This is a genomic window from Kitasatospora sp. NPDC029367, from assembly GCF_055569135.1.
The window spans coordinates 1-11,671 of sequence record NZ_JBVHYH010000128.1; the positions used below are offsets into that span (position 1 = coordinate 1).

The window sequence follows — 11,671 nt, forward strand, 5'->3', positions numbered from 1 at the left end:
CACCTCCCGGCCGAAGGCTGGGGGCCATCGGCGACCGACGACAACGCGGCGAGGTGCGTGCCCTGGCGTCGCGGGCCTGGCCTGATCCACAAGACGCGCCCTAGGTGGCGAAGCCGATGACCAGCCACATGAAGCCGACCCCGGCCACCGTGCACAGCAGGGTGCTGCGCGAGGGGTGTGGGCTGTGCGCCTCGGGGAGGATGTCCGAGGTCGCGAGGTAGAGCAGGAAGCCGGAGAAGAAGCCCAGGTAGAGGCCGAGCAGGTGCTCCGGGATGGTGAAGGCCAGGGTGATCGCGGCACCGGAGACCGGGGCCAGTGCGTCGGCCGCGAGCAGGGTCAGCGCCCGGCGGCGGTTGTTCCCGTACAAGCGGGTGATCGTGTACGTGTTGAACCCGTCGGCGAAGTCGTGCGCGACCACCGCGATGGCCACCACCGTGCCGACCGTGGTGCCGGCCTGGAAGGCGGCGCCGATCGCGAAGCCGTCCATCACGCTGTGCCCGACCAGGGCCAGTGCGGCGGTCAGGCCGACGCCCTGGTGCCCGTTGCGGTGGGCGTGGCCGTGCTGGTGGCCGTGGGTGTGCTCGGCGTACTCGCCCTCGTGGCCGCGGTGGATGGCGACGGCGCGCTCGACCACGTGGATGGTGAGGAAGCCGACGGCGAACATCAGCAGTGCCTGGGGCACGCCGTGCACCTCGCCCGGCGCCTGGTGGAGGGCCTCGGGCAGCAGGTCGAAGGCGACCACGCCGAGCATCAGTCCGGCGGCGAAGCCGAGCACCAGGTGACGGCGGTCGCCGGTGCGCTGGGCGACGAAGCCGCCGATCAGGGTCATCAGGAACGCCCCGGCGGCGACCAGGACGGCGGTCACCGGGCTGCCTCCGGCCCGATCGGGTCGGTCTGGGCGATCGGGTCGGTCTGGTCGGTCCGGGCGGTCCGGGCGGTCGGGTCGGGCCGGCCCGCGGGTCCGGTCGGGTGGGCCGCCCCCGCCGGATGACCGGTGCCGCCGTGTGGTCTGACGAGCGCTCTGCCCATTCCTCTCCCCCTGGGGTCCGCCCGTGGCCGGGCCGACCGCCGACCGTACCGGACGCCCGTTCCGCGGTGATCGCCCGGGGTGCCGCCGACCCGGCCGGTCCTCGGCCGCGGTCGCATCGGCCCGGTCCCCTCAGCCTTGTTCCGGGTACGGAGGGACGCCCGCCGGGTGGGCCGTCGGGGTGACCTCCCTGGTCGGAGCCGGTCCGGGCAGGGGGGTCAGCGGCCGGCGGCGAGCGGCAGGCCGAGGTGGGTGCGGGCGAGTTCGCGGACGCCGTCGCCGTCGATCAGGTGGATGTGCCGGTGGCCCTCCTCGGCCGAGAGGTCCAGGGCCGCCTCGGCGAAGTGGCCGGTGGTCAGCCGCAGGCCGCGTTCGGCGGACTCCTCGCGGACCGCCTCGGCCAGGGTCTCGATCTGCTCCGCGGTGACGGCAGCCGGGTCCCGGGAGGCCCAGACCACCCAGCGGCCGGGCAGCGCACTGCCCGGGGCGCCCTCGCCGGTGGCGACCAGCCCGGCCGGTCCGCGCAGCCGCACGCTCCACTCGGCGAGCCCGCCCCGGGTGAGCAGGTCGCGCACCAGCTGGGCGAACTCGTTGGCGGACAGGTCGGGCGCGGCCGGGACGGCGGCGCCGGCCCGGGCGGCGGGCTGGACGGCCGCCCGGGCGTACGGGTCCGGGGTGACGGCGGCGCCGAGCTGGCGCAGCCGGACCAGCGCCTCGTCCTGTTCGGCGTCGGCGTAGACGCCCTCGTCGTCGCGTTCCTCGTACGGGGTCTCCGGCGGCAGCAGCCGCGTGCGGGCCAGGGCGTCGCGGTCGGCGTCCACGCTGACCAGGCAGAGCGGCTCGGCACCGGGCTCGCGCAGCCAGCCGTTGAGGACCACGCCGGCGAGTATCTCGTCGGTGTCCACGGCGTCGGCGGCCTGCAGCGAGCGCAGTGCGAGCCGGGCGACCAGCCGCAGGTAGTCGGTGGCCCGGTCCGCGGGCGGGCGCGGCACCGGGAGGATGTCGCCGTCGGGGGCGAGCCGGTAGCCGGTGAGCGAGGGCACCAGGTCGAGCGGGGGCAGGTCGAGGTCCAGTACGGCGGTGCGGGTGAGCGGGCGGAAGACCGCCCGGCAGGCGGCGGGGAGGTCCTGGGTGGCGGTCTCGGCGGCGGCCAGGGCCCGTTCCAGCAGCGACTCCACGGCGGCGGGCTCGGCCAGCCGGTAGGCGCGCCGGCACTCCTCCAGGCTGTCGTTGTACTCGCGCACGGCGCGGGCCCGGGCCTCCTCGGCCGCCTCGTGGGCGCGCCGGGACTCGTCGGCGGCCGGGTTGCCCGCCTCGGCCCGGCGGGTGCGCCACTCCCGCAGGGCGCGCTGGTGGGTCAGCCGGGCCTGGGCGAGTTCGCGCTGGTAGCCGGAGTCCAGCAGTCGCCGGGACGGGCCGCTCTCGGGGTCGGCGGCGGCCGGTTCGGCGGGGGCGAAGTCCTCCCAGCGGGGCTCGGCGCCTTCGACCACGGCCGGGCCGTCGGTCGGGTAGGGGCGGGGCTCGTAGTGGCGCAGCTGGCTCTCGAAGTCCATCGCCGAGACGGGCAGGGCGGCCCGCCGCAGCAGGTCGGCCAGCCGGTCGTGCTCGGCCCGGACGGTGAGCGTGCGGTGGTGGGTGAGCGCGGCGGCCCGGGCGTGCGCTGCGACGGCCTCGTCGGGGTCGGTGGCGCCCGGGCCGGAGGAGCCGGGGTCGGGGCGGGACGAGCCGGACGGGCCGGACGGGCCGGGGCCTGCGGAGGCCGGATCGGTGGTGTCGGGGTCGGCGAGGTCGGGGTCGGCGAGGTCGGGGCCGACGCGTTCCGGAGCGGACGGGCCGCCGCTGGCCGCCCCCGGACCGGGGCGGCCGGGGGCCGGGGGGCCTGCGGCACCGTCCGCTTCCGGGCCCTCGTCGGCGCCGAGGTCGCGGAACACCGAGGCGAGGAAGCCCGGTTGGGGGAACTGGACGGTGGCGATGCCGTCGGACTGGCCGTCTGCTGAGTACTGCATCGGTCGTCGTTCCCCCATGCTCGTCCGGCGCCTGCCCCGGGCGGCGGACCAACCGCAGCCCCGCCCCTGCCGGACATTGTCCACCGAACGGGCGCAGCGGTCAGCCGAGCCCGTCAGTTGGTCCGGGTGTTGGTGAGGTGCAGGCCGATGTAACCCACGTAGATCCGGCCACTGCCGGAGCAGTCGTCCAGGTAGTGCAGCCGGGGTGCGGTGCGACCGCCGCCGATCCGCAGGTGCGCGCCCATGAACGCGCGCCGGGAGGCGTCGACGCATTCCGGCACCGGCAGCATCCGTTCGCGCTTCCACTTGGTGTGGCTGAACACCGTCCGGGACTCCCCGCGCACGGCCTTGCGGGGCGGGAAGCGGTGGCAGCCGTCCGGGGTGTGCTCGCACCACTGCTTGAAGTCCCCGCCGGCCGCGCCGCGCACGGCCGCCTCGGCGTACTCCTGCAGGGCCGTCAGGCCGTCCCAGGCGAGCCGGGCCCAGCCGGCACCGGCGCACTGGAGGCCGTCCAGGGCGAGCGCGTTCTTCTGGTCGCCGGTGAAGGTGAGCAGGGAGAACTCGCCCAGCCTGGCGAGGAGTTCGGTGAAGGTCTCGGGCTTGCCCGGCCACCCGCCGCGCTGGGCGGCCGGCCGGCCGACGGTGGCCGGGCCGGTGCCCGAGGTGGTGGGCGCGGCACCGGACGGGACGGCGATGGGCCCGGTGCAGTGACGCCCGCTCAGGGCGCTCCGGGCGCCGGCGCGCAGGCGGCCCTCGTGGCCGTCCCTGGACTGGGCGCGGTCGCGGCGCTCCAGGCGGAGGGTGTGCCGGACCCGCTCCAGCTCGTCGGCCCTGGCCTGCTGCTCGGCGCGGTCCTGCTGCTCCTCGCGGGCGAGCGCCGCCGGTTCGGCGGGGGGGCCGACGGGGGGTCCGGCAGCCGGGCGCAGCTGCGGGGGCGGGACGCGCAGCACCGGGACCGCGGCCAGCGGCGGCGGGAGCGGCTGTTCGGCGGCCAGGCGGCGGGGCTCGCGGGCGAGCAGCCCGGCGGCGCGGCGGAGGTCCTGTTCTATTCGGCCCCGGGCGAGCACCGGATGTCGGGCGCCGTCCTGCCGGGAGGCCGGGTCCACCTCGGGCAGATAGGTGCGCACGGCGCCGCCGTACACGGTGTGGTACTCCAGCGCGACGTTGAACCCGGTGCGGGCGCCCGGGTCCAGCACGTAGGCGGTGGCGAGGCCGGGAAGCTGGCGGCAGAGCGGGCGGACCACCTCCTCGACCCAGTGCTCGACCGGGAGGTTCACCGGCACGCTGGCGACCACCGTGGGCAGTCGGCGCTCCGGGTCGCACAGCTCGTCGATCAGGTCGTCGACCTCGTCGGCCGTGATCACCCGGGGGGCGGAGTGGACGGCGGCCGGGCCGTCGGCGGCGTCGAGCAGCGGGAGGAGGGTGCGGGCGAGCTCGGGCACCGGCACCCGGCAGGGGGTGCGCAGACCGCTGCCGGTGCTGTGGGTCTCGGCCTCCAGCCGGACCCAGGTGGGGCCGCCGGTGTCGGTGGCCACGGTGAGGGTGAGCTGCCGGGTGCCGTGCGGGGCCGGGGTGCGCAGGCGGCGGCGGTCGTAGCGGCCGGCGCCGGGGCCGCCGCGCAGCGGTCCCTGGTCACGGTCCAGCAGGACGCGCTCGCCCAGGCGCAGGCGTTCGGCGGCGGGGGGTGCGCCGAGCGCGGTGCCGGGGGCGGGCGGGGGCTCCTCGCAGCCCTCCTGCTTCAACCAGGAGGCGAGCTGGGCGTCGGCCAGCGCGACGGCCTCGGCGTGCGGGAGGGCGGTGGTGACGGTCATCCGGTAGGGCGTCGCGGGGCCGCGCGGGCCGGGTAGGTCGGCACCGGCGGGCGACGGCGAGCGGTCTGAGGTCATGCGCATACCTCCGTGGTGCGGGGTGGGGTCTGTTGTCCTCCATCGACGGTTTTCATCCGGTTCGGCCGGAACCTTGCCCAGGAAACGCCACGGCCCGGAGCGGAAGTTCCAACTCCGGGCCACGACACTACGTTCGGGTGAATCTGCTCAAGCCGTCTTCCGCGTGGCGCGAGCACTCGGCTACGGGGAGCGACGCCTCCGGCGGGCCCGCGCACCGGTCCGGCCACTGGTCGGAGCGGCGGCGCGGGGTGGTGGGCGATCACTACCACGGGTTCGGGCCCCGGGCCCCGGGGCCCCGGCCGGAGCTGCGTCCGGAAACCGATCCCCCCGGCACGCCGCGGGGCGGGCGGAGCGCGCGGCTCAGACCGGTACCTCGACGTAGGTGCGCCCGGCCGGCACGGCGACCGCGGTGCCGCCGGTCGCCTCGGCCAGCCAGGTGTGGAACCCGGCCACCTCAGGCTCCGGCACACCCACCTCGATCCGCACCCCGGCCGCCTCGTAGGCGAGGTCGCTCACCGCGTACCCGGCGGCCCGCAGGTCGTTCTCCACCCGCCCGGCGCGCACGTGGTCCGCCGTCACCGCGAGCAGGGCGACCGGGCGCCGCTCCAGCAGGCCGACCTCGTCGACCGCCGCCGACACCGCGTTCCCGTACGCCCGCACCAGGCCGCCCGCGCCGAGCTTGATCCCGCCGAAGTACCTGGTCACCACGGCGACGGTGTCGGTCAGGCCGCGTCGGCGCAGCACCTCCAGCATCGGCACCCCGGCCGTGCCGCCGGGCTCGCCGTCGTCGCTGGAGCGCTCGCGGCGCTGCTCGTCGCCGACCACGAAGGCGGTGCAGTTGTGCCGGGCGTCCCAGTACTGCTTGCGGACGCCGGCGATGAAGGCCTGCGCCTCGTCCTCGTCGCAGACCCGGGCGAGGTGGCAGATGAAGCGGGACTTCTTGATCTCGGTCTCGTGGCTGCCGGCCCGCCGGATGGTGAGGTACGGCCTGGCGGTCGGTTCCGGCGTGGCGGACATGGCGCGGTGGTTCTCCCGGGAACGGCGACGGCTGGCGGTGCGCGCTCCGGAGGTCCGGGGCGGCACCGCCAGCCTAGTTGGCGCACGGCCGGGGCCGGAGGGGCTGGCGCCGGGGGGCTGGCGCTGGGGTGCCGGGGGCCCGGCGCCGGGGCTGGGGGTCAGCGGCCGGCCAGGGCGTCCAGTTGCGCGCGGTCCAGGCCGGTCAGCGCGGTGACCTCGGCCGGGTCGACGGCGCCGCAGTCCAGGCCGCGCAGCAGGTAGCCGCTGAGCGCCCGGGCGGTGGCCGGCTCGTCCATCACGTCGCCGCCCGCCTTGGCGACGTACGCGGCGAGCCGGGCGGCGGCGGCCGCCAGGCCCTCGCGGTAGAAGGAGTACACCGCGACGTAGCGGGTCGGCAGGTGCGCCGGGTGCATGTCCCAGCCCTGGTAGTAGGCGCGGGCGAGCGAGCGCCGGACCAGGTCGTGGTGGAGCTTCCAGGCGGCGTGCACCTGCTCGGTGGAGCCGGTGGGGATCACGTTGGTCGAGCCGTCGGAGAGCCGGACGCCGGTACCGGCCGCGGCCACCTGCATGACCGCCTTGGCGTGGTCGGCGACCGGGTGGTCCATGCTCTGGTAGGCCGCGCTGACGCCGCAGGAGGCGCTGTAGTCGAAGGTGCCGTAGTGCAGTCCGGTGGCGCGGCCCTCGGCGGCCTCGATCATCCGGGCCACAGTGGCCCGGCCGTCCGGGCCGAGGATCGCCTGGGTGGTCTCGATCTGGATCTCGAAGCCGATCCGGCCGGCGGCCAGCCCGGCCCGGCGCTCGAAGTCCTCCAGCAGCCGGACCAGCGCGGTGACCTGCTCGGCGTAGGTCACCTTGGGCAGGGTGAGGACCAGACCGTCGGGCAGGCCGTCGTTCGCCAGCAGGGTGGCGAGGAAGAGTTCCAGGGTGCGGATGCCGCGGGCCCGGACGGGCGCCTCCATGCACTTGATCCGGATGCCGAGGTAGGGCGGCGCGCTGCCCTCGGCCACGGCGGCGGCGACCAGTTCGGCGGCCCGGACGGCGGCGGCGTCCTCCTCGGCGTCGGGGCGGGGCCCGTAGCCGTCCTCGAAGTCGATCCGCAGGTCCTCGACCGGCTCGCGCTCCAGCTTGGCGCGGACCCGGGCGTGCACGTCGGCCAGCAGCTCGTCGTCGGCGACGCCGAGGGCGCGGGCGAGCTCGGCGGGGGTGCCGGCGTGGGTGTCGAAGGCCTCCAGGGCCTGGCGGCCCCACTCCCGTACGGTGTCGGCGCGGAAGGCGTCGGCCGGGACGTAGACGGTGTGCACCGGCTGCCGGGTGCCGGCCTCGCCCGGGTAGCGGCGCGCCAGGTCGGCGTCCACGGGGGCGAGCAGTGCCTCCACGGCGGCGCGGGCGGCGGCGGAGAAGGAGGCCCCGCCCATCGGTCCGGTTCCGTCGACCTCGACCTGCGACATCCGCACTCCTCCATGCCGAACCAGCGCTTCAACAGTTTGTTGAGGCGAAGGTAGCTCCGGCCGGGTCGGGCGTCAATGGCCGACCGAGCGGTGGACCCGGGGTGTCGGTGCGGGGGCGGCGCGGGTGCGGCGCGGGTGCGGCGCGGGCTCAGTCCCTCCCGGCGGCCAGGTAGCGGTCGCGCAGCAGCGGGTAGAGGTCGGCGACCTCCTTGGGGTGGACCGCACCGTCCGGCCCCTTGCCGGTGACCCCGTACTCGGTGGTCAGCCAGGCGGCGAGGCGCGGCGGGTCGGGCTGGTGACCGTAGCTGTCGATGTAGGAGACCAGCCCGTCGTAGGCGATGTCCTCGTCCAGTTGCACGGGGGCCGGGTCGGATTCGGTGGGGGCGCCTTGAGCGGGCTCCTCGGCCGGCGCGGTCTGCTCGGGCCGGGCGTGGTGCTCGGCCTGGGCGGCCGGCTGACGGTGCTGCGGCTCGACGGTCGGCTCGGCCTGGGGCTGGGCGGCGACCGGGTGCTGGGCCTGAGCGGAGCCCGGGTGCTGGGCCTGCGGCCGGGGCCCGGCGGCGGGCTCCTCGGCGACCGGGCGCGGGGGCTTGAACCACGGCGAGGCCTGGCCGGGCACCCGCCCGCCCGGGGCGGCGTCGACCGAGTGGCCGGTGGTGCGGACCGGGCGCTCGGTCCAGACGTTCAGTTCCTCGCCGCGCGGCTGCGGGGCGACGGCCTCCTCCGTCTCCGGCTCCTGGGCCGCACGCAGCCGGACGGCGTGCAGCCTCGCCAGCATCGGTGCGGCGACCTCCGGCGCGATCGGGGCCGCGGCTGCGGGGGCCTCGGACTGGGACTGCGGCTGGGTCTGTGGCTGGGGCTGCGGCTGGGCCGGCGGTGCCGCTGCGGCCGCCGGTGCGGCCGGTGCTGCCTGGTGCTGCTGGGCTCCGGCGGGGGCCGGGGCCGGAGCCGCGATGGCCGCGGCGGCCCGGGCCTGCTGGGGCTGGGCGCCGAGTTCCTGGGACGGCTGCTCCGCCAGGGCCTCCTTGGCCTCGCGCTCGCGGCCCTCCTCGTCCAACCGGTCGAGCAGCGACGGGTCCAGCGGGACACCGAACTTGGCGAGCTTGAGCGGCAGCAGCGCCTGGATCGGCGCCGAGCGGCGCCAGCCGCGGCCGTAGCGGAAGCGCAGCTGCGCCCGGTAGACCAGCCGGTTCTGCTCCAGCCGGATGACCTCCTCGTAGGAGCGGAGCTCCCAGAGCTTCATCCGCCGCCAGAGCCGGAAGGTCGGCACCGGGGAGAGTATCCAGCGCATCACCCGGACCGACTCCATGTGCCGGTCCGCGGTGATCGCCGCGATCCGGCCGACCGCGTGCCGGGAGGCCTCGACCACGACGACGAACAGCACCGGGATGACGGCGTGCATCCCCATGCCGAGCGGGTCGCCCCAGGAGGCCGCCGCGTTGAAGGCGATGGTGGCGACGGTCAGCAGCCAGGCGGTCTGCCGCAGCATCGGGAAGGGGATCCGCAGCCAGGTCAGCACCAGGTCGAGGGCGAGGAGCACCACGATGCCCGCGTCCACACCGATCGGGAAGGCGTAGGAGAAGGCACCGAAGCCCTTCTCCACGGCCAGCTCGCGCACCGCGTTGTACGAGCCCGCGAACCCGATGCCCGAGATGATGCAGGCCCCGGCCGCGACCAGGCCGAGCAGCCCGCGATGGGCCTTGGTGAGCGTTGGGCGTGCCATTACGTCTATCAACCCCTGGATGTCGGCTGCTGCCGTACGCGCATCGGCTGCCGGTTCCCGCCAGTCGGGCCGCCGGACGGCTGAACAGCGTCCGGGCTCGGCCCACCGGAGTTTACTCGTACGGGTGTTTCAGCGTTTCCGCAGCCTGGGGTGTCACAGTACCCACCGCGCCCGGGGCAGCGGCACCGGTCGGGCCGTCAGCGACTCTGCCCCGCCGTGCCGTTGAGGTACGCCAGGACGGCCATCACCCGGCGGTTGGCATCCTCGTCGGGGGCGAGCCCGAGCTTGCTGAAGATGTTGGCGATGTGCTTGGCCACCGCTCCGTCGCTCACCGAGAGCCGGGCGGCGATCGCCGAGTTGGAGCAGCCCTCGGCCATCAGCTCCAGCACCTCGCGCTCGCGCGGGGACAGCCCGAGCAGCGGGCCCGGCCGGCGCGAGGTGGTCTGCATCAGCTTGGCGATCACGTCCGGGTCCATCGCCGTACCGCCCGCCGCCACTCGGCGGACCGCGTCGATGAACTGCCCCGCGTTGAACACCCGGTCCTTCAACAGGTAGCCCACCCCGCCCGTGCCGTCGGCCAGCAACTCCCGCGCGTACAGCTGCTGGACGTGCTGGGAGAGCACCAGCACCGGCAGGCCCCGGATCTCCTGGCGTGCCTTGAGCGCGGCCTGGAGACCTTCGTCGGTGAGCGTCGGGGGCAGCCGCACGTCCACCACCGCCACGTCCGGGCGGTGGGTCAGCAGCGCCTCCAGCAGCTCGGGGCCGGTCTCCACGGCCGCCGCGATGGTGAAGCCGTGCGCTTCCAGCAGACGGATCAGGCCTTCGCGAAGGAGGTAGAGGTCCTCGGCGAGGACAACTCGCACGGCAACTCCAAGGTGATGGTGGTGGGACCGCCGGACGTGCTGTCGATGGCGAGGACACCGTCGAAGGTACCCAATCGACGCTCGATCCCGCGCAGGCCCGTACCCCGCGACGGGTCCGCCACGCCCACACCGTCGTCCGTCACCGTGACCCGGAGGATTCCGGCCCGGTAGAGGATGTCCACCCACACCTGCTCGGCCTCCGAGTGCTTGGCCGCGTTGGCCAGCAGCTCGCTGACGCTGAAGTAGACCGCCGCCTCGACCGGAGCCGGCAGCCGGTCCGGCAGGCTCACGAACACCTCGGTCGGCAGCGCGCTGTCCAGCGCCAGGGCCCGGACGGCGTCGCCGAGTCCGCGCTCGGCGAGCACCGGCGGATGGATGCCGCGGACCAGGTCGCGCAGCTCCTGCAGCGCCCGGGCCGAGGACTGCCGCGCTTCGGAGAGGAGTTCCCGCGCGGCCGCCTGGTCGGTCTCCATCAGGTGCTCGATGGTGCCCAGCGTCATCCCGATCGCGACCAGCCGCGCCTGCGCGCCGTCGTGGAGGTCCCGCTCGATCCGCCGCAGCTCGGCCGCCTGGCTGCCCGCCGCGTCGGCCCGGGTCTCGGTCAACTCGGCCACCCGCCTGGTCAGCTGGGCGTGCGTCGCCCGGCCGTCCTGGTCCAGCACCCGGCGGGCCGCCTCCCCGTACCCGCGCACCGCGTACGGGGCGAGGAGTATGCCGAGCAGGACCATGCCGACCCCGATCAGCAGGCTCAGCGCGACCCGCGTCAGCCGCGGGCTCAACGGGCCGAAGCCGTCCACCGGCACCGCGCTGCCCAGCGCGAACGCCGTCCCCAGCGCCAGCAGGAGGACCACCGCGCCGCCCAGCAGCACGGCCAGGGCGGGGTTCACGACCAGCCAGAGCATCTCGGCCCGGGTGGTGCGGTCCCGAAGGCCCCAGTGGACCAGCTGCGCGTACTTCGCGACTGTCTGCGAGCGGTGGTACGAGTAACCCGTCCACCAGTGCCCCCGGTCGTCCAACTCCAGCTTCGGCAACGGCTGGTAGACCGCCGGCAACCGGATGCCGTACCAGCGCTCCAGCATCCGCCGGGTCCGGTCGGCCGTCGGACGGATGCAGGCGGCCGCCACCGAGAAGCCGGCGACCGCCGCAGCCGCGAAGGCCATCAGGGCCGCCGGGTAGTAGTACTCCAGGACCTGCGCCGTCACCACCCCCGCGACGACGGCCGCCCCCACCGGCAGCAGGAACCCCGGCACGGCACCCAGCACCACCTGAGCCAGCCGGGCCAGCCCCTGGCCGCCCGCCTGGAAGGCCACCTGGGTCTGCGCGCGGACGGACGTGCCGCTCGTACGAGTGTCTGTGGTCACGCAAACTCCTGATGCCGGTACCGATCGTCCTTCATCAGTGTTCACGAACGACCCGCTCCGGGCACTGGCCATGGCACCCCAATTCCGGGGTAGACCTAGGACCACCTGGTGGTGGTAGGAGCAACACCCGGCCGGGCCGATGGTCCTTTGGCCCTTTGGTCAGCTGGTCAGCCCGGCCGTTGGTCAGGTTGGTCAGGTTGGTCAGATGAGGAGTGGCCCGGAAATGCGAAAAGCCCCCGCCGGTCAACCCGGCGGGGGCTTTTCTGAATGATTGTTCGGCGGCGTCCTACTCTCCCACAGGGTCCCCCCTGCAGTACCATCGGCGCTGTGAGGCTTAGCT

The 11,671-nt window shown here is 75.3% G+C and carries 8 protein-coding genes and 1 rRNA gene; all 9 read right to left on the bottom strand.

What is annotated here, in order from left to right; all coding sequences use genetic code 11:
• Positions 1–100 precede the first annotated feature (100 nt).
• Positions 101–829: a ZIP family metal transporter gene (locus tag ACZ4W5_RS37070; protein ID WP_360245315.1), complete on the bottom strand. Its 729-nt coding sequence runs from the start codon at positions 827–829 to the stop codon at positions 101–103.
• A gap of 416 nt (positions 830–1,245) precedes the next feature.
• Positions 1,246–3,033 (bottom strand): restriction endonuclease, encoded by a 1,788-nt coding sequence (locus ACZ4W5_RS37075; protein ID WP_360245294.1) that lies wholly within the window; start codon positions 3,031–3,033, stop codon positions 1,246–1,248.
• Between the two features lie 113 nt (positions 3,034–3,146).
• A complete protein-coding gene (locus ACZ4W5_RS37080) occupies positions 3,147–4,919 on the bottom strand; it encodes a hypothetical protein (protein WP_465659579.1) in 1,773 nt (590 codons plus the stop codon).
• 360 nt (positions 4,920–5,279) lie between these two features.
• Positions 5,280–5,936, bottom strand: coding sequence for a YigZ family protein (locus tag ACZ4W5_RS37085; RefSeq protein ID WP_360245300.1), 657 nt, complete (start codon positions 5,934–5,936; stop codon positions 5,280–5,282).
• A 158-nt stretch (positions 5,937–6,094) separates the two neighbouring features.
• Positions 6,095–7,351 carry a DUF6986 family protein gene (locus ACZ4W5_RS37090; protein ID WP_465659585.1) on the bottom strand — a complete coding sequence of 419 codons (1,257 nt, stop codon included), beginning with the start codon at positions 7,349–7,351 and terminating at the stop codon, positions 6,095–6,097.
• A 181-nt stretch (positions 7,352–7,532) separates the two neighbouring features.
• Entirely contained in the window at positions 7,533–9,107 is a 1,575-nt protein-coding gene (locus ACZ4W5_RS37095) for a DUF2637 domain-containing protein (protein WP_465659580.1), read from the bottom strand.
• Between the two features lie 197 nt (positions 9,108–9,304).
• The gene (locus tag ACZ4W5_RS37100) at positions 9,305–9,970 is read right to left on the bottom strand and encodes a response regulator transcription factor (protein ID WP_360245306.1); all 666 of its coding nucleotides are present in this window, start codon (positions 9,968–9,970) and stop codon (positions 9,305–9,307) included.
• A complete protein-coding gene (locus ACZ4W5_RS37105) occupies positions 9,922–11,331 on the bottom strand; it encodes a sensor histidine kinase (protein ID WP_465659582.1) in 1,410 nt (469 codons plus the stop codon). Before ACZ4W5_RS37105 ends, ACZ4W5_RS37100 begins: the two co-directional genes overlap by 49 nt.
• A 273-nt stretch (positions 11,332–11,604) precedes the next feature.
• Positions 11,605–11,671 (bottom strand): 5S ribosomal RNA (gene rrf, locus ACZ4W5_RS37110); the annotation flags it as partial.

Bases quoted from the DNA above. Each gene is read 5' to 3' on its own strand.
- ACZ4W5_RS37070 (WP_360245315.1), bottom strand. From the start codon at position 829: ATGACCCTGATCGGCGGCTTCGTCGCCCAGCGCACCGGCGACCGCCGT.
- ACZ4W5_RS37075 (WP_360245294.1), bottom strand. From the start codon at position 3,033: ATGCAGTACTCAGCAGACGGCCAGTCCGACGGCATCGCCACCGTCCAG.
- ACZ4W5_RS37080 (WP_465659579.1), bottom strand. From the start codon at position 4,919: ATGACCTCAGACCGCTCGCCGTCGCCCGCCGGTGCCGACCTACCCGGC.
- ACZ4W5_RS37085 (WP_360245300.1), bottom strand. From the start codon at position 5,936: ATGTCCGCCACGCCGGAACCGACCGCCAGGCCGTACCTCACCATCCGG.
- ACZ4W5_RS37090 (WP_465659585.1), bottom strand. From the start codon at position 7,351: ATGGGCGGGGCCTCCTTCTCCGCCGCCGCCCGCGCCGCCGTGGAGGCA.
- ACZ4W5_RS37095 (WP_465659580.1), bottom strand. From the start codon at position 9,107: ATGGCACGCCCAACGCTCACCAAGGCCCATCGCGGGCTGCTCGGCCTG.